Source organism: Rhizobium leguminosarum, assembly GCF_004123835.1.
GTDB classification, from domain to species: domain Bacteria; phylum Pseudomonadota; class Alphaproteobacteria; order Rhizobiales; family Rhizobiaceae; genus Rhizobium; species Rhizobium leguminosarum_M.
The window spans coordinates 217,404-233,892 of the sequence record NZ_MZMU01000003.1 but is presented as its reverse complement, the minus strand read 5'-3'; the positions used below and the strand labels follow the sequence as shown (position 1 = coordinate 233,892).

Annotated in this window: 17 protein-coding genes; 8 read left to right on the top strand and 9 right to left on the bottom strand. The window is 62.3% G+C overall.

Features of this window, described 5'->3' with window-relative positions; all coding sequences use genetic code 11:
• Positions 1-94 precede the first annotated feature (94 nt).
• Together B5P46_RS04850 and B5P46_RS04845 are read left to right on the top strand one after the other, a co-directional pair.
• Positions 95-802, top strand: a complete 708-nt coding sequence (locus B5P46_RS04850) for a pyrimidine 5'-nucleotidase (RefSeq protein WP_129417726.1) — start codon at positions 95-97, stop codon at positions 800-802.
• 104 nt (positions 803-906) lie between these two features.
• Positions 907-1,539 (top strand): calcium-binding protein, encoded by a 633-nt coding sequence (locus tag B5P46_RS04845; RefSeq protein ID WP_129417725.1) that lies wholly within the window; start codon positions 907-909, stop codon positions 1,537-1,539.
• Between the two features lie 70 nt (positions 1,540-1,609).
• On the opposite strand, the gene B5P46_RS04840 is transcribed toward B5P46_RS04845, so the two are convergent.
• Positions 1,610-2,476: an LOG family protein gene (locus tag B5P46_RS04840; protein ID WP_129417724.1), complete on the bottom strand. Its 867-nt coding sequence runs from the start codon at positions 2,474-2,476 to the stop codon at positions 1,610-1,612.
• A gap of 192 nt (positions 2,477-2,668) precedes the next feature.
• Here B5P46_RS04840 and dapD point away from each other — a divergent pair, with 192 nt between their 5' ends.
• From dapD to B5P46_RS04825, 3 genes are all read left to right on the top strand, one after another.
• Positions 2,669-3,529: a 2,3,4,5-tetrahydropyridine-2,6-dicarboxylate N-succinyltransferase gene (gene dapD / locus B5P46_RS04835; protein ID WP_029873880.1), complete on the top strand. Its 861-nt coding sequence runs from the start codon at positions 2,669-2,671 to the stop codon at positions 3,527-3,529.
• A 101-nt stretch (positions 3,530-3,630) separates the two neighbouring features.
• A complete protein-coding gene (dapE, locus tag B5P46_RS04830; protein WP_129417723.1) occupies positions 3,631-4,824 on the top strand; it encodes a succinyl-diaminopimelate desuccinylase in 1,194 nt (397 codons plus the stop codon).
• A complete protein-coding gene (locus tag B5P46_RS04825; RefSeq protein WP_029873882.1) occupies positions 4,811-5,407 on the top strand; it encodes a hypothetical protein in 597 nt (198 codons plus the stop codon). Before dapE ends, B5P46_RS04825 begins: the two co-directional genes overlap by 14 nt.
• Positions 5,408-5,413: 6 nt before the next feature.
• Here B5P46_RS04825 and truA read toward each other — a convergent pair whose 3' ends face one another.
• The 6 genes from truA to B5P46_RS04795 all read right to left on the bottom strand — a co-directional run bounded on the left by truA (position 5,414) and on the right by B5P46_RS04795 (position 10,038).
• A complete protein-coding gene (gene truA, locus B5P46_RS04820) occupies positions 5,414-6,232 on the bottom strand; it encodes a tRNA pseudouridine(38-40) synthase TruA (protein WP_129417722.1) in 819 nt (272 codons plus the stop codon).
• Complete coding sequence (gene fmt / locus B5P46_RS04815) at positions 6,232-7,167, bottom strand: methionyl-tRNA formyltransferase (protein WP_129417721.1); 936 nt, start codon at positions 7,165-7,167, stop codon at positions 6,232-6,234. Before fmt ends, truA begins: the two co-directional genes overlap by 1 nt.
• A gap of 20 nt (positions 7,168-7,187) precedes the next feature.
• A complete protein-coding gene (locus B5P46_RS04810; RefSeq protein ID WP_129417720.1) occupies positions 7,188-7,607 on the bottom strand; it encodes a type II toxin-antitoxin system VapC family toxin in 420 nt (139 codons plus the stop codon).
• Entirely contained in the window at positions 7,604-7,864 is a 261-nt protein-coding gene (locus B5P46_RS04805) for a FitA-like ribbon-helix-helix domain-containing protein (protein WP_129417719.1), read from the bottom strand. The genes B5P46_RS04810 and B5P46_RS04805 overlap by 4 nt, the downstream gene beginning before the upstream one ends.
• Before the next feature lie 64 nt (positions 7,865-7,928).
• Positions 7,929-8,444 (bottom strand): peptide deformylase, encoded by a 516-nt coding sequence (gene def, locus B5P46_RS04800; RefSeq protein ID WP_129417718.1) that lies wholly within the window; start codon positions 8,442-8,444, stop codon positions 7,929-7,931.
• Between the two features lie 97 nt (positions 8,445-8,541).
• Positions 8,542-10,038: a globin-coupled sensor protein gene (locus B5P46_RS04795; RefSeq protein WP_129417717.1), complete on the bottom strand. Its 1,497-nt coding sequence runs from the start codon at positions 10,036-10,038 to the stop codon at positions 8,542-8,544.
• A gap of 206 nt (positions 10,039-10,244) precedes the next feature.
• On the opposite strand from B5P46_RS04795, the gene B5P46_RS04790 reads away from it, so the two are divergent.
• The 3 genes from B5P46_RS04790 to B5P46_RS04780 all read left to right on the top strand — a co-directional run bounded on the left by B5P46_RS04790 (position 10,245) and on the right by B5P46_RS04780 (position 15,252).
• Entirely contained in the window at positions 10,245-11,471 is a 1,227-nt protein-coding gene (locus tag B5P46_RS04790; protein WP_129417716.1) for a DNA recombination protein RmuC, read from the top strand.
• 194 nt (positions 11,472-11,665) lie between these two features.
• Positions 11,666-12,565 carry a ribokinase gene (locus B5P46_RS04785; protein WP_129417715.1) on the top strand — a complete coding sequence of 300 codons (900 nt, stop codon included), beginning with the start codon at positions 11,666-11,668 and terminating at the stop codon, positions 12,563-12,565.
• 347 nt (positions 12,566-12,912) lie between these two features.
• Complete coding sequence (locus B5P46_RS04780) at positions 12,913-15,252, top strand: methyl-accepting chemotaxis protein (RefSeq protein ID WP_129417714.1); 2,340 nt, start codon at positions 12,913-12,915, stop codon at positions 15,250-15,252.
• A 72-nt stretch (positions 15,253-15,324) separates the two neighbouring features.
• On the opposite strand, the gene ptsN is transcribed toward B5P46_RS04780, so the two are convergent.
• Entirely contained in the window at positions 15,325-15,789 is a 465-nt protein-coding gene (gene ptsN, locus B5P46_RS04775; protein WP_017995882.1) for a PTS IIA-like nitrogen regulatory protein PtsN, read from the bottom strand.
• A gap of 70 nt (positions 15,790-15,859) precedes the next feature.
• On the bottom strand, positions 15,860-16,435 hold the full coding sequence (gene hpf, locus B5P46_RS04770; protein ID WP_011650214.1) for a ribosome hibernation-promoting factor, HPF/YfiA family: 576 nt from the start codon (positions 16,433-16,435) through the stop codon (positions 15,860-15,862).
• Positions 16,436-16,489 lie beyond the last annotated feature (54 nt).

Below are 16,489 nucleotides of genomic sequence, written 5' to 3'. Positions count from 1 at the left end.
AAAATCTGGCGGCATTTTTGCGGAAGCTGCTGTCAGGCGAACCTGGGAGCCAAAAGCCGTTTGTTTCCCGCAGCAGCCGTGCCATAAGACCGCCATGACCAAGATCGACCGCACGCCTGATAAAACCGATTTCGAGCACGTCACAGACTGGGTCTTCGACCTCGACAACACGCTCTATCCGCATCATGTCAATCTCTTCGCGCAGATCGACAAGAACATGACCGCCTATGTTGCGGCACTCCTGCAGATGGAGCGGGAAGAGGCGCGCAAGCTGCAGAAGCAATATTACCTCGACCATGGCACGACGCTGCAGGGCCTGATGATCCACCACGGCATAGACCCGAACGACTTCCTCGAAAAGGCGCATGCGATCGACTACACGGCGCTAACGCCGCAGCCGGAACTCGGCGAGGCGATCAAGGCGCTGCCGGGGCGCAAGTTCATCTTCACCAATGGCAGCGTCAAGCATGCCGAAATGACGGCGGAGGCGCTCGGCATTCTCGAACATTTCGACGACATCTTCGATATCGTCGCCGCCGATTACGTGCCGAAGCCGGCGCAGGCGACCTACGACAAGTTCGCGGCGCTGAAGCGCGTCGAAACCAACAAGGCGGCCATGTTCGAGGATCTGCCGCGCAACCTGACGGTGCCCAAAGCGCTCGGCATGCAGACCGTGCTGCTGGTGCCGCGCAATCTGGAAGAGACGGTGGTCGAATGGTGGGAAACGACCAGCGGCGAGGAGGATCATATCGATTTCGTCACCGACGACCTCGCCGCTTTTCTCGGCAAGATTACCGGTTGAAGCATTACCAAGTTTTCACTCAGCTTACCGATGTTTAACTGGGTCTTCCGGGTCCGCGGCCATATCTTCTTTCGTGAGGGGACACCTTACGAAAGGCAAACACGATGTACCGCAACAAGCTGATACTGGCAGCGCTTTCCTCCACCCTCATCTTCGGCGCAGCCGCCGGGGCAGTTTTTGCCGCACCGGGTGACGGGCCGCGCCAGCATGCCGGCATGGGCCGCCCGGGTCCAGGCTCGGCTGCCTTCCGCGAAATCACCTATGTCCGCATGCTCAAGCAATTCGATACGAACAAGGATGGACAGGTCTCCAAGGACGAGGCGACCGCCGGCCTCGACAAGATCTTCGCCGCGATCGATACCAACAAGGATGGCTCCCTGACCCCAGGCGAAATCCGTGAGTACCGGAAATCCCAGATGCAGGCGATGAGAGACCAGCGCAAGCAGGAGGCCGGCGAAAACAAGGATGCGAATGCCGCAGCAGCGACGGCAGACAATAACGACGAGGGACGGCCGCCGCGCGAAGGTCACGATGGTCGTGACGGGCATCGCTGGATGCGCCACGGCGGCAACATCATGCGTGCCTCGATCATGATGCACCGGATCGACACCGACCAGAACGGCCAGATTTCCAAACAGGAAGCCACAGCCGCCTTCGACAAGCTGTTCACCCGGATGGACCGCAACAAGGACGGCGTCATCTCGATCGATGACATGCCGGACCGGCCGCTTCTGTAAGCCGGACGACTTGCCCTTGCCTTTCCCCGCCTGGGCGGGGAGAGGCTTCGCAGTTGTCCCTCCGAAGCGCCTATTCGCGGCGTTCGTAGAAATTCTGAACGATCTTCCATGCCTCTTCGGCCGTTTCGACGAAGCTGATCAGCTTGACGTCGTCGGGCGCAATCGTGCCGAATTCGGCCAATGCGTCGAAATTGATGATGCTCCGCCAGAACGCCTCCCCGAAAAGGATGAGCGGCAGGCGCTCCATGCGGCCGGTCTGGATCAGCGTCAGGCATTCGAAGAATTCGTCGAGCGTGCCGAAGCCGCCGGGAAAGACGGCGATCGCCTTGGCGCGCACCATGAAATGCATCTTGCGGATGGCGAAATAGTGGAAGTTGAAGCTGAGCTCCGGCGTCACATAGGCGTTCGGCGCCTGCTCATGCGGCAGCACGATGTTGAGGCCGATCGAAGGGGCGCCCTCGTCGGCCGCGCCGCGATTGCCGGCCTCCATCACGCCGGGGCCGCCGCCGGTGACGATGACATATTCGTGGAAATTGAAGGTGGCCGAATATTTCGAGCAGAGCCCGGCGAATTTGCGCGCCTCGTCATAATAGACGGAGGCCGCCTCCAGGTTGACGCGCTGAATGTCGTTGCGGGCTGCCCAGGCGCTCTGGCCGGGGGCGGGAATGCGGGCGCCGCCGAACATGACGACGGTCGACTTGATGCCGCGTTCGGTCAGCATCATCTCCGGCTTCATCAGTTCCAGCTGCAGGCGGATCGGCCGCAGCTCCTCACGGCAGAGGAAATCCTCGTCGACATAGGCAAGGCGGTAGGCAGGCGACATCGTCTGCGGCGTCTTCGGCACGGCTTCGGCACGCTGCTTGTCGGTCGAGCTGCTCTTCAGCGGGTCCCATACGCCGTCCTTGCGCCGCGAACCGCCGTTTCGTCCCTTCGCCATGTCGAAATGCCTTTCAGTATTGCCGGCCACGAAGCCGGATATGTCGCTATAACGCCTTGAATCCAGGTATGATCTTGTCGGAAAAATCATTCCGTTCTACGGCTTCATGCTGTAGAGCAGGGTAAACCCCGCCAACCGCAATTCCGGAGACGCCCCGTCTCCACGATAAAGATCGAAGTTTAAGGAATTCTCATGAGCGCCACCGACCTCGCATCCCTCGAAAAGATCATCGAAGCCGCCTTCGACAATCGCGACAATGTGAACACGTCGACGAAGGGCGAGGTTCGCGATGCGGTCGAAGCAGCACTCGACCTGCTCGATGCCGGCAAGGTCCGTGTCGCCGAACGCTCCGCCGACGGCGCCTGGTCGGTCAATCAGTGGCTGAAGAAGGCCGTGCTGCTGTCCTTCCGCCTCAACGACATGGACGTGGTGAAGGGCGGCTCGGGCAACTCGACCTGGTGGGACAAGGTTCCTTCGAAGTTCGAGAACTGGGGCGAGAACCACTTCCGCGCCGCCGGCTTCCGCGCCGTGCCGAACTGCGTCGTGCGCCGCTCGGCTTACATCGCCCCGAACGCGATCCTGATGCCCTCCTTCGTCAATCTCGGCGCCTATGTCGGCGAAGGCACGATGGTCGATACCTGGGCAACGGTCGGCTCCTGCGCGCAGATCGGCAAGCATGTGCATCTCTCCGGCGGCGTCGGCATTGGCGGCGTGTTGGAGCCGATGCAGGCGGGCCCGACGATCATCGAGGACAATTGCTTCATCGGCGCCCGTTCCGAGGTGGTCGAAGGCTGCATCATCCGCGAAGGCTCGGTGCTCGGCATGGGCGTCTTTATCGGCAAGTCGACCAAGATCGTCGACCGCGCCACCGGCGAGGTGACCTACGGCGAAGTGCCGCCCTATTCCGTCGTCGTCGCCGGCTCGATGCCGTCGGGTAATGCGACGATGGGCAACGGCCAGCCGGCGCCGCATCTCTACTGCGCCGTCATCGTCAAGCGCGTCGATGAAAAGACCCGTTCGAAGACCGGCATCAACGAGCTGCTCAGAGATTGATGACACCGGGACGTTGATCCGGTAAACAGACGGCGTCTTTTTACGCGAGGCGGCCCCGCCTTGCCATGTCTTTGCCATTCCCGCCGGATAGTTCGACCGCCATGACCGCTACCGACCCCGTCGCCAATCTCCAGACGCTGATTCGCTGCCCGTCCGTGACGCCCGCCGAAGGCGGCGCGCTCACGGCGCTGGAGGCGATGCTTGCGCCGCTCGGCTTTACGGTCGACAGGGTGAAGGCGAGCGAAGAGGGAACACCCGACATCGAAAACCTCTATGCCCGCCTCGGCAAGGACGGCCCGCATCTGATGTTTGCCGGCCATACCGATGTCGTGCCGGTCGGTGACGAAGCCGCCTGGACGCATCCACCGTTTGAGGCCCAGATTTCGAAGGGCGAGCTTTTCGGCCGCGGCGCCGTCGACATGAAGGGCGGCATCGCCTGTTTCGTCGCCGCCGTCGCCCGCCATATCGAGAAAAACGGGCCACCGGTCGGCTCGATTTCCTTCCTCATCACCGGCGACGAAGAAGGCCCGGCGATCAACGGCACGATCAAGCTGCTGCAATGGGCGGCCGAACGCGGCGAGCACTGGGATGCCTGCCTTGTCGGCGAGCCGACCAATCCGGACAGGCTCGGCGACATGATCAAGATCGGCCGGCGCGGCTCGCTGTCGGGCAAGATCACCGTTCACGGCGTCCAGGGCCATGCCGCCTATCCGCACCTTGCCGACAATCCGGTGCGCGGCATGCTGCAGCTGACCCAAGCACTGATGGACCCGCCGTTTGACGGCGGCACCGACGATTTCCAGCCGTCGAACCTCGAAGTGACCACGGTCGATGTCGGCAATCCGGCGACCAACGTCATTCCGGCCAAGGCATCGGCAAGCTTCAACATCCGCTTCAACGACAGCTGGACGGTCGAAACGCTACGTGCCGAAATCCTGCGCCGTCTCGACGCCGCCGCCCGGGATGGTGCCTTGCGGCCGGGGCGCGAACCGGTGGCCTATGATATCGTCTGGGCCGACCGGCCGAGCCATGTCTTCCTGACGCGCAACAATGCGCTGATCGCCTCGCTGTCATCGGCCGTCGAAAGCGTTTCCGGCCAGTCGCCGCGGCTTTCGACCACCGGCGGCACATCGGATGCGCGCTTCATCAAGGATTATTGCCCGGTCGTCGAGTTCGGCCTCGTCGGCCAGACGATGCACATGATCGACGAGCGCGTCGTTGTCGCCGATCTGGAGACGCTGACGGCGATCTACGAAACCTTCATCGCCCGCTGGTTCGCCAATGCCGGGCTTTAGGGAGGTTCAATATTATCTGGCCGGCCTCTGGCTGCTCATCCGGCTGGATCCGCGCGGCTTCCGCTACCTCGATATGTCCGAGCGCGGCGTCAACCGTTCGTTCTGGGCGATGCTCTGGTGCCTGCCGCCGATGGGTATTTCATGGCTCTGGTGGCGACAGGCCTTCCTGCGGGCGATGCCGCCGGAAGCCGATGTCGATTTTCCCTTCTATATCAGGCTCGGCCTCGTCGAGGTCGCCAACTGGTTCGTGCCGCTGGTCTTTGCCGGGTTTCTGCTGCTTGCCTTCCGCATGGGCGAGCGTTTCGCCCCCGTCGTCGTCAGCGTCAACTGGCTCGGCGTGCCGCTTTCCTATATCAACGGGCTGCTGCTGGCGCTGGTGTTCTTCCTGCCCGGATCCGTCGGCCTCGTCTCGCTGCTGCTGCTCGCCTTCATGCTGGCGCAGGTCTTCGTGCTGGCGCGCATTCTCCGGATGATCTGCCACGGTCATGCGCTGATGACCGGGGCGCTGACACTGGTGCTGCTCGTGCCATCGATGATCCTTTCGGAATATCTGCAGCACTTCCTCGGCATCTATCCCGTCTGAGTAAACTTACGAGGGATCGTCACTTTCATCGGCGCCGTCATCGTTATCGGTGACCGGCCTTCGGCGATCGGGGATCACCTCGGGATAATCCACCTGCATGAAATAGAGCCCGTCCGGCGGCGCCACAGGGCCGCAGGCCTTGCGGTCGCGTGCCTTGAGCGCCGCCTCGACATCATCAGGCGTCCATTTGCCTTCGCCGGCGAGCTTCAGCGTGCCGGCGAAGGAACGGATCTGGTTGTGGAGGAAACTCTGCGCCGTGGCGCGGATCTCGATCAGCTCGCCATTGCGCGTCACATCCAGCCGGTCGAGCGTGCGTACCGGGCTGTTTGCCTGGCAATGGGCAGCGCGGAAGGTGGAGAAATCGTGCCGCCCGACCAGCCTCTGGGCGGCGGCATGCATGACCTCGTGATCGAGCACCTTCGGCACCCACCAGGCCTTGCCGGCTTCGAGCGCCAGCGGCGCCCGGCGGCTGACGATGCGATAAAGGTAATGGCGCCGCAGCGCCGAAAAGCGGGCATCGAAGAATTCGGGAGCCGCCTCGACATCGAGTATGGAGACGCGCTCGCCGGCGAGCCTCAGATGCGCGTTCAAGGCATTCTGCAGCTGGTAGGGCGACCATTCCTTCGAAAGATCGGTATGGATCACCTGCCCCATGGCGTGGACGCCGGAATCGGTGCGTCCGGCGCCGCGCACCGACACCGTCTCGCCGGTCAGCGACAGCACGGCGGCCTCGATCGCGCCCTGCACCGAGGGGCCGTTCTCCTGCCGCTGCCAGCCGACATAAGGGCCGCCGTCATATTCGACGGTCATGCGGAAACGCGGCATCAGGAAAGCCTCGTGCCCGCCGCAAGCGGCGTGCCCCTGAGGAAATCGGCCGCCGCCAGCGGCTTGCCGCCGGCCTTCTGCAGCCTGGTCAGCCGCACCGCGCCCGCGCCGCAGGCGACCACGAGATCGTCCGTCAGCAATTGCCCGGCAGCACCCTGCCCTTCAGCCAGCTCGGACGCCAGCACCTTCACCCGCTCCGGCTTGCCGCCGACTTCGAGCTCGAACCAGGCACCCGGAAACGGCGCCAGGCCGCGGATGTGATTGTGCACGTCGCTGGCGTTCCTGGAGAAATCGATGCGCGTCTCGGCCTTGTCGATCTTGGCGGCATAGAGCACGCCGTCTTCCGGCTGCGGCGTCAGCGGCAGGTCGTTCATCTCAAGTTTCACCATGGCCTCCGCCATCGCCTTGGCGCCCACGAGCATCAGCCGGTCGTGCAGTTCGCCGGCCGTCATGTTCGGGCCGATCTCGACCTCGCGGGTGAGGGCCACGGCACCGGTATCCAGACCCTTATCCATCTTCATCACCATCATGCCGGTCTTTGCGTCGCCGGCCATGATCGCCCGCTGGATGGGTGCAGCACCCCGCCAGCGCGGCAGCAACGAGGCATGACCGTTGTAGCAGCCATCCCTTGTGCCATTCAAAATCGCTTCCGGCAGCAACAGCCCGTAGGCAACGACGACGCCGACATCGGCATTCAGGCCACGAAACCTCTCGCGCTCCTCGGGGTCTTTGAAATTGACCGGGGTGAAGACCGGCAGGCCGAGCAGTTCGGCCGCCTGATGCACCGGCGATTTCTGCAGATCGAGCCCGCGCCGCCCGCCCGGCCGCGGCGGCTGGGTATAGACCGCAACGATCCTGTGGCCGGCATCGACGAGCAGGCGCAGGGTCGGAACCGAGAACTCCGGGGTTCCCATGAAGATGATGCGAAGAGACATTTTATCTCGCCAATTGAGGATCAACCGTCTTCAAACGGGTTTACGAGCTTGAGATCAAGCCCCTCGAAATCTCTAATGTTGCGGGTCGCAAGCGTCGCGCCGTTTACAAGGCAGATGGCGGCAATCATAGCATCCTTCGTTTCCATCGGCCGTCCCGCCTTTCTGCGCTCCGCAGCCAACAGGCCGTAGCGATGCGCCGCACTCAGGGAAAAACCGAGGATCCGGCCTGAAAATTCCGACTCGATCCGATTGAAGTCGGACACCAGCGCTGTCTTTCGCCTGCCATCATCAAGGAGTTCAAGACCGTAACGCATTTCGGCGACGGCAATCGTCGTCAGGAAAAGCGTCTCGACGTCGTAGCCGTCCAGCCAGTTCAATATCCGCTCGCTGTGGGTCCTCCCCTGCATTTCGGAAATCACATTCGTATCGAGGACGATCATGTGTCGAAGCGCGGCGGTTCGCGGTCGCGTTCGTGGCGAGATGCGGCGATGGCCTCCACTTCATCTTCGCTCAATCTTTCGTCACTCATCAGAGAGCGCAGGCGCTGCCCGGCGGAAGCTCCTGAGCGCTCCACGGCAATCTGCCGGCGCATGATTTCGATCGCCTCTTCCGAAAGGCTGCGGCCGTTACGCTGCGCGCTTTCCTGAAGCTGCCGCTTCATTGCATCCGGAACATCTCGAATAAGCAGGTCGCCCATTCGGCACCTCCATCATGATATCGGTGATATCATAGTGCCTTGCCGGTGAATTTTCAACGCAGCGTCAGAGCGCCTTTGACTTTGCCGCCTTGGTGAATTTCTTGATCACCATCTCCCGCTTCAGCCGCGAGATGTAATCGATGAACAGCACGCCGTTCAGGTGGTCGATCTCGTGTTGCAGGCAGGTGGCGAGCAGGCCGTCGGCTTCCACGGTCTGTTCTTTGCCGTCGCGGTCGAGAAATTTGACCGAGACGACAGCCGGGCGCTCGACCTCGGCATAATAATCCGGAATCGAAAGACAGCCTTCCTCATAGACGGAGCGCTCGTCGGAGGATTTGACGATCTCCGGGTTGATGAAGACCTGCGGCTGCTTTTCCTCGCCCTCGCGCGAGATGTCGATGACGAGCATGCGGCGCGGCACGCCGATCTGGATCGCGGCAAGGCCGATGCCCGGCGCGTCGTACATGGTTTCCAGCATATCGTCGGCAAGACGCTGCAGGTCGGAATCCACCCGCTCGATCGGCTTGGACAGCTGGCGGAGAACGGGATCGGGAAGAATGATGAGTGGCTTGATGGTCATGGCGTTCCCATAACCCATCTTTTCCGACTATGGAATTATCCGGCAGGCGGGGAATACGCTTTTTTGCATCCCCGCCTGGAATTTCGCCATATTCGCCTTAGGCCGCCCGGCGGGCCGCACTGGCTGAACGGCCTTCCGGCCGGGCGCGGAAGCGCCGCAGCAGCTCGATCAGGGTCTCCACCTCGTCCTTAAGGCGGCGGGTTTCCGCCGAGGAGTGCTCGACCATGTCCGAATTTTGCTGGGTGATCGCACCCATGTTGCGGACGGCGATGCTGACCTCGTTGACGCCGGTCGCCTGATCGCGGGCGGCGGCGGCGATATCGGCGACGAAACGGTTGATGATGTTGATGCGGCTGATCATGTCGTTCAGCGCCTCACCGGTGCTTGAGACGATGCCGACGCCCTGATTGACCTGTGTCGAGCTCTGCGAGATCAGGTTCTTGATCTCCTTGGCCGCTTCCGCGGTGCGCTGGGCGAGCTGGCGGACTTCCTGGGCGACGACGGCAAAACCTTTGCCGGCATCACCGGCGCGGGCCGCCTCGACACCAGCGTTCAGCGCCAGCAGATTGGTCTGGAAGGCGATCTCATCGATGACGCCGATGATCTTGGAGATCCCGGTCGAGGATTTCTCGATGCCGGCCATCGCCGAGACGGCGCTGGTGACGAGTTCACCGGAGTTCTTCGCCTTCTCTTGCGTCTCGCGCACGGCGTCCGAAGCCTTTTCGGCATTGCCGGCCGTCTGGCCGACGCTGACGGACAGCTGCTGCAGGGCGGCCGAACTCTCCTCGACGCCTGCCGCCTGCTGGGCAGTGCGCAGCGCCAGATCGTTGGTCGCATTGGAAATGACGTCGGCACCGCTCATGATATGGCCAGAAGTCTCGCGCACGGAGGCGAAGGACTGGCTTAGCGCCCTGACGGCACGGTTGTAGTCCTCAGCCATCTGCCGGAAATTGCCCGGCAGGTCGGACGGCAGGGTGGCTTCGAGATCGCCGTTTGACAGCGCTTCCAGACCGCGGCGCAGCTGCTCCAGCGCGATCGCCTGATCGGATTCGGCCTCAGCGCGCTGCTCTTCCAAGGCGCGGCGCTTTGCTTCGAGCGTCTCGAGATAGACCGAGATGGAATAATCCATGTCGAGCATGCCGGCCTTGATGACCACCGACAGTTTCTCGGCCAATGCCTTGCCCTCTCGGCGCGCGAAGATCGACGGCCACTGCTTCTCCATGATGCCCTTGACGAGTTCGGACATGACGATGGCGTAACCGCCAATATACCAGCGCGGCTCCAGCCCGATGCGGGCGTGCGTCCGGCCGACCGCGGTCACGCCGTTGACATAGCTCTCGTCGAACGCGCCGCCGGCGAGATTGGCCCAATGGTCCTGCTGGCGCTTCTTGGCATGGCCGACATGGTTTTTATCGGCGAAGAAGCCTGCGACAGCCGGGGTCTTGGCGATCTTGGCGTAGAATTTATCGAGGGCGCCGCCGATCAGCTCTGATATGACAGGGCGCAGATCCCGCATCGACTTGCGCGCTGCCTCATCCAGTTCGATGAAATCGAGGCGCTGCCTGAGGGCACTGTCGGTCTGCTGGGCGGTCATGGAGATCTCTGTACTTGGCGCGACGCACGCGGGAAGGAATTTCTGCGCCGCAGGTTTTGGCCAATATGGTTGAGCAATCGTTAAATCGGACGGCGATTTCTTCTCCCCGAGCGAGGAAGAGCGATCGCTTGGAAGGATATTGAGGGCGGCTCATTCCGTTCACGTTTTGATCTATATCTCACCGTTTCTTCTGTTATGCTTGCGGCATGACCATTCATGCCGAATCGCTCGCCCTTGCCCTTGCCTCAATCAGCCCGGCCATGCTGGCGCTTGTCGGCGGCGTTCTCGCCGCCCTCGCCCTGCTGGTGATCGTGCTTCTGCTGCGCGGCGCCAGCCTTCGCCGCGAGCAGGCGGAGGAAGCGAGCTTTCGTGCTCAGGAAAACGAAGCGCGCATGGCCGAGCTTTTGAAGATCCAGGCGGAGATGCAGGGCCGCATCGCGGCGATGACCGAGGTCTTCGGGGCGCGGCAGAGCGAACTCAACCAGACGATCAGCCAACGCCTCGACGGTATGTCGCAGCGCGTCAGCTCGACGATCACCGAGCAGACGAAGTCGACGTATGAGAACCTCCAGCGGCTGCAGGAGCGGCTGGCGGTCATCGATGCCGCGCAGAACAATATCCAGACGCTCGCGAGGGATGTCGTCGGGCTGCAGGCCATTCTGTCCAACAAGCAGACGCGCGGCGCCTTCGGCCAGTCCAGGATGGAAACGATCGTCGCCGACGGTCTGCCGATGGGCGCCTACGCCTTCCAGCAGACGCTGTCCAACGGGTCGCGGCCGGACTGCACGATCCGTATGCCGAACGGCGCGCCGCCGCTTGTCATCGACGCGAAATTTCCGCTCGAAGCCTGGAACGCGATCCGCGACGCCGGCAGCCCCGAAGCCGGCAAGATAGCCGGCCAGCAGTTCCGCCGCGACATGGAGGTCCATATACGGGACATTTCCGAGAAATATCTGATCCAGGGGGAAACCCAGGATACGGCCTTTCTCTTCGTGCCATCCGAATCGATCTTCGCCGAGATCCACGAGCACTTCGAGCCGGTGGTGCAGAAGGCCCACCGCGCGCGCATCGTCATCGTCTCGCCGTCGCTGCTGATGCTGTCGATCCAGGTCATCCAGGCCGTGCTCAAGGACCAGCGCATGCGGGCGCAGGCGCATCTGATCCAGGGAGAAGTGGCGTTCCTGATGGACGATCTCAGCCGCCTCGACGAGCGGGTGCGCAAGCTGCAGGGCCATTTCGCCATGGCGCAGAAGGACATCGACATGGTGGTCACGTCAGCCGACAAGCTCACCAGGCGCGGCGCCAAGATCGAAGCGCTGGAATTCGAGGCAGGCGGCGGCGATGCCAAGCCCGCCCGCGACAGCGAAGCCGCGGCCAAATCGGTGGAAAGCCGCACCGGTCTTCTGAAGCTCCGGGTGGTTGACGAGGAGTGACCGCTTCGGGCAGTGTCTCGCCGGCATGAAACATGCAGGAGCATGATGTCACTTGCAGGCTCTAGAACAGGATGATTTTAGGCCGGATCGACCTAAAATCTGAATCCTGTTCTACATTATATAGTTAGAGCATGATGTCGTCCGAAAACCGATCACACTTTTCGGCATCATGCTCTAGAAGACGGGACACATTCATGATCACGGTTTTCGGGTCCATCAACATGGATCTCATCGCCACGACCGAGCGCCTGCCGAAGCCCGGCGAGACGGTGGCCGGCAACGGCTTTGCCACGGCCGCCGGCGGCAAGGGCGCCAACCAGGCGCTGGCAGCGCGCCGCGCCGGCCGCTACGTGCATATGGCCGGCGCCGTCGGCAAGGATGCTTTCGCTGCGGAGGCGCTGGCCCTGCTCGATGATGCAGGTACCGACCTTTCTCTGATCAAACATGTCGACGGTCCCACAGGCACGGCGCTGATCCTTGTCGGCGGCGACGGCGAAAACATGATTGCCGTCGTTCCCGGCGCCAATGGCCAGGTCACGCCTGCCGATGCCGAGACGGCGATCGGCCGCATGAATGACGGCGATATCCTGATGCTGCAGCTCGAAGTGCCGGCTGCCGCCGTCGAAGGCGCGCTGTCGGCCGCCCGCGCCAAGGGCGTCACCAGCATCCTCAACCTCGCGCCGCTGATCCCCGATGCGCCGCGTCTCGGCCGGCTCGCCGATATCGTCATCGCCAACGAGACCGAGTTCGAGCGGCTCGCCGGGCAGGAGGGCATGGACGCGCAGGCGCGCGAGGCAGCCCTTGTGCACCTGCATGCGGAGACGGGCCAGACGCTGATCGTGACGCTCGGCGCCGACGGGGTCATCGCCATTCGCGACGGGTCGATTTCGAGGGCGCAGGGTCTCAAGATCGAACCTGTCGATACGGTCGGCGCCGGAGACACTTTCTGCGGCTATTTCGCTGCCAGCCTCGACGACGGCCTCGATTTTGTCTCGGCGCTGCGCCGTGCGGCGGTTGCCGGTTCGCTCGCATGCCTCAAGGCCGGAGCACAACCTTCGATCCCTTTGAGCGAGGAAGTCGCAGACAGGATATAGTTCGCGTCTCTTTGCGAAGCCGCCGGCAAAACTCTCTGTAATTCAGGGCGTTCCGGCGATTTTCCTTGTCTTGATCGATCGAGTTTCATTCAAATTTAAGAGATCTCCGGCGATGTTGCCCGTGGTCGCTGGTTCCTTGCGCTTTTGGAATCCAGCTGTCCTCTGCATAATTCCTTAAATCGGAATCGATTTAAGGGGGAAAATTATGCAGCCATTCAAAGTGCTACAGCGTCCTTTGCGCGTCTCACAAAGACGCGCGGCGCTGTAGGCGGCTGCCTCATGATGGGGCGAGCCTTTGCTCCTGCGCCGGAGAATGCCCGTTCGGCGCATCCTTGCCCGAGGACCCCATGTTCATTTTTCGCATGAAATCGCTTGCCGCGAAACTCATCGTCATCACCGGCATCGCCATCGCGCTTGTTCTTATCGTCTCGAACTTTTTCCTCATCGGCCAGACCCGGGATCGCGTCCAGACGCTGACGATGGATCAGGCCAACCTCGAGGCAAAATCGATCGCCAATGAAATCGCCGCCAATGTCGGCGAACTCGCCAGCGCCGCACGCACCATGTCGGGCGTCATCGGCCGCGGCCATGAAGGCAAGTCGCTCGATCGCAAGGGCATGATCAACGTGCTGAAGGCCAATCTCGAGCAGAATGCCTTCGCCTTCGGCAGCTGGTTCTGCGAGCAGCTCGGCGCGCTTGACGGCAAGAGCACCGAGATCGCCAACAACAATGACGAAGGCACGAACAAGAACGGCGCCTTCACGCCTTACTGGTCGAAGACCAAGGACGGCGGCATCCAATATTCGACCTTCGACAATGATTATACCGCCGCATGGTGGAAGCTCGCCGCCGACAGCGGCAAGGGCGCGATCACCACGCCCTATATGGCCGAAGGAACCGACGTGCCGACGCTGCTGACCTCGATTGCCTATCCGGTCATGTCTGATGGTAAGATGATCGGCGTCGGCGGCGTCGACATTTCGCTGAAGTCGCTGACCGACAAGCTGCAGGCGCTGCATCCTTTCGGTTCGGGCCGCGTCACGCTGCTGTCGCAGGCCGGCAACTGGATCGTTGCGCCGATCCCCGACCTGATGACCAAGGAATATGACGGCGAGGGCGCCGACATCGTCAAATCGGCGCTGTCGAGCAAACAGCCTGGCCTCGTCCGGAACCTTACCTATGACGGCCTCGATCCCTTCGATCGCGTCGTCTATCCGTTCGCGGTTCCCGGCGTCAACGCCACCTGGGTCGTGCTCGTCGACGTGCCGCACGCGGCGATCAACGCGCCGGTGCGAGACCAGACCTACATGATGATCCTCAACGGGCTGATCGTGCTTGGCGCCGTCATGCTGGCGCTCTATTTCGCCGTCCGCTCTTTCGTGCAGCGGCCGCTCGGCGGGCTGGTCGCCAGCGTCAAGGCGCTGAGCGACGGCCAGTATGGCGAACCGGTCGCCGCCCAGGACCGCAGCGACGAAGTCGGTTCGGTCGCCAAGGCGCTGGAAGGCTTCCGCTTCACCCTCGCCGACAGCCGCCGCCTCGAAGACGAGGCCGCTGACCAGCGGCGGGCCGCCGAGACCGAGCGCAGCCGCTCGGAATCGGAGCGCCAGGAATCGGTGTCGCTGCAGCGCCATATCGTCTCGATCGTCGGCGCCGGCCTTTCCGAACTGTCGCAGGGCAATCTCAGCCACCGCATCACCGACGAGTTCCCCGGCGAATACGGCAAGCTGAAGCAGGATTTCAACGCCGCGCTCGCGAGCCTCGAAGAGACCATCAACACGATGAACCTCAGCGTCGCCAATATCGGCTCAGGCACCGGTGAAATCAGCAACAGCGCTTCCGACCTCGCCAAGCGCACCGAGCAGCAGGCTGCCAGCCTGGAAGAGACGGCGGCCGCGCTCAACGAACTCACCGCGCAGGTCGATTCCAGCGCCGAGAATGCGCGCACGGCGGCCGACAACGTCAACCTCGCCTGCCAGGACGCCGAAAAATCCGGCGAAGTGGTGCAGAAGGCGATCGCCTCGATGCAGGGGATCGAACAGTCCTCGACGGAGGTTTCGCGGATCATCGGCGTCATCGACGAGATCGCCTTCCAGACCAACCTGCTCGCCCTGAACGCCGGCGTCGAGGCGGCCCGTGCCGGGGAAGCCGGCAAGGGTTTTGCCGTCGTCGCCCAGGAGGTGCGTGAACTCGCACAGCGTTCGGCCAATGCCGCCAAGGAGATCAAGACGCTGATCAACAGTTCGGCCGTCCAGGTCAAGGAAGGCGTCGATCTCGTCGGGCGCGCCGGCGGCACGCTGCACAAGATCGCCGAACAGGTGATGGGCATCAACGAACTCATCCGGCAGATCTCGGCATCGGCCAGCGAACAGGCTGTCGGCCTGAAGGAAATCAACCAGGCCATGAACCAGATGGACCAGGTGACGCAGCAGAATGCAGCCATGGTAGAGGAAGCGACCGCTGCCAGCGTCGCACTCAACGACGAGGCACAAACGCTGAAGGCGCTCGCCACGCGCTTCAACGTCTCGGGTTCGGGCAACGCCGCGGCCCTTGCCTCCGTCGCGCAAAAGATGCGGGCACCGGCGACTTCAGCCCTTTCGCATCGCACGGCCGCCCCGGCGGTCCGCCGCGCGGCTGTCCCGTCGCGCGGATCCGCTGCCGTGGCGCAGGACAGCTGGGAAGAGTTCTGATCGTTCAGCCCCTCATAATGCAAAAGGCGCCTGGGATATCAGGCGCCTTTTCACATTCGGGGATAATACAGCTCAGGCAGCGTTCGACGTCTGCTCTTCGTTGAGGAAGGCGTAGATCGCCGAGGCGGAATCGGTGGCGCGCAGCTTGGCGACCAGATCGTGATCGCGCAGCACGCGGGCGATACGCGACAGAGCCTTGAGATGATCAGCGCCCGCGCCCTCCGGCGCAAGCAGCAGGAACACGAGATCGACAGGCTGGTCGTCCAGCGCCTCGAAATCGACCGGCTGCTCCAGCCGGGCGAAGATGCCGACGATCGAATGGATGTTTCCCAGCTTGCCGTGGGGAATGGCGATGCCGTTGCCGACTCCTGTCGAGCCCAGGCGTTCGCGCTGCAGGATGACGTCGAAGATCTCCCGTTCGGAAAGCCCGGTGATCCTGGAGGCTCTTGCAGCCAATTCCTGAAGCAACTGTTTCTTGGAATTTACTCTGAGGGCGGGAATGATCGCATCCTGATGGAGCAAATCTGCCAATGCCATTTCTTTTTCCTTCTGTCGCCGGGATCAAATGCAAGGAGCGGCGGCAATACCGCCGCTCTCCACCCTGATCTCAGCCTTTGATACTGGCTGAATCGATCCAGCCAATATTTCCGTCGTGCCGACGGTAAACGATGTTCAGATGTTCCTTGCCGGGGCTGCGGAACAGGAGAAGCGGCTCGTCGGTCATGTCGAGCGCCATCACTGCGGTGGCGACCGACATGGTCTTCAGCTGCTTCGTGCTTTCAGCGACGATCGCCGGAGCGAAATCGTCAGCGATTTCATCATCGTGATCAGGAACGGAATCCATGACCGTGTAGGAGACCTCTGCAAAACCATTCAGATGGCTTCCGGCGTGATGGTCCTTCAGCTTGCGCTTGTATCGCCGCAGCCGCTTTTCGATCCGCTGGGAGGCGGCGTCGAAAGCCAATTGCGGGTCGGTCGCCTCGCCGGCCGCATGCAGCACCACCCCGCTGTCGAGATGCAGCTTGCAATCCGCCGAGTAACGAGAACTCGCCTTTTCCACGGTCACCTGGCCGGAATATCCCCCGTCGAAGTATTTCGTGATGGCCATACCAATTTGGTCCTCGATCTTTTGACGGAACGATTCACCAATTTCCATATGTTTCCCGGATACACGCACACTCATGGAGTTTCCCTTCTTATGGTCGTTTGCGGGTATCAGTTTACGCCAAGCCTCAGG

What these genes read in the sequence shown, in the direction of transcription:
- def (WP_129417718.1), bottom strand. Translation starts at nt 8,444, where the DNA reads ATGACCATCAAGCCACTCATCATTCTTCCCGATCCCGTTCTCCGCCAG.
- dapD (WP_029873880.1), top strand. Translation starts at nt 2,669, where the DNA reads ATGAGCGCCACCGACCTCGCATCCCTCGAAAAGATCATCGAAGCCGCC.
- B5P46_RS04795 (WP_129417717.1), bottom strand. Translation starts at nt 10,038, where the DNA reads ATGACCGCCCAGCAGACCGACAGTGCCCTCAGGCAGCGCCTCGATTTC.
- truA (WP_129417722.1), bottom strand. Translation starts at nt 6,232, where the DNA reads ATGCCGCGTTTCCGCATGACCGTCGAATATGACGGCGGCCCTTATGTC.
- B5P46_RS04845 (WP_129417725.1), top strand. Translation starts at nt 907, where the DNA reads ATGTACCGCAACAAGCTGATACTGGCAGCGCTTTCCTCCACCCTCATC.
- dapE (WP_129417723.1), top strand. Translation starts at nt 3,631, where the DNA reads ATGACCGCTACCGACCCCGTCGCCAATCTCCAGACGCTGATTCGCTGC.
- hpf (WP_011650214.1), bottom strand. Translation starts at nt 16,435, where the DNA reads ATGAGTGTGCGTGTATCCGGGAAACATATGGAAATTGGTGAATCGTTC.
- fmt (WP_129417721.1), bottom strand. Translation starts at nt 7,167, where the DNA reads ATGTCTCTTCGCATCATCTTCATGGGAACCCCGGAGTTCTCGGTTCCG.
- B5P46_RS04850 (WP_129417726.1), top strand. Translation starts at nt 95, where the DNA reads ATGACCAAGATCGACCGCACGCCTGATAAAACCGATTTCGAGCACGTC.
- B5P46_RS04840 (WP_129417724.1), bottom strand. Translation starts at nt 2,476, where the DNA reads ATGGCGAAGGGACGAAACGGCGGTTCGCGGCGCAAGGACGGCGTATGG.
- B5P46_RS04780 (WP_129417714.1), top strand. Translation starts at nt 12,913, where the DNA reads ATGTTCATTTTTCGCATGAAATCGCTTGCCGCGAAACTCATCGTCATC.
- B5P46_RS04825 (WP_029873882.1), top strand. Translation starts at nt 4,811, where the DNA reads ATGCCGGGCTTTAGGGAGGTTCAATATTATCTGGCCGGCCTCTGGCTG.
- ptsN (WP_017995882.1), bottom strand. Translation starts at nt 15,789, where the DNA reads ATGGCATTGGCAGATTTGCTCCATCAGGATGCGATCATTCCCGCCCTC.
- B5P46_RS04810 (WP_129417720.1), bottom strand. Translation starts at nt 7,607, where the DNA reads ATGATCGTCCTCGATACGAATGTGATTTCCGAAATGCAGGGGAGGACC.
- B5P46_RS04785 (WP_129417715.1), top strand. Translation starts at nt 11,666, where the DNA reads ATGATCACGGTTTTCGGGTCCATCAACATGGATCTCATCGCCACGACC.
- B5P46_RS04805 (WP_129417719.1), bottom strand. Translation starts at nt 7,864, where the DNA reads ATGGGCGACCTGCTTATTCGAGATGTTCCGGATGCAATGAAGCGGCAG.
- B5P46_RS04790 (WP_129417716.1), top strand. Translation starts at nt 10,245, where the DNA reads ATGACCATTCATGCCGAATCGCTCGCCCTTGCCCTTGCCTCAATCAGC.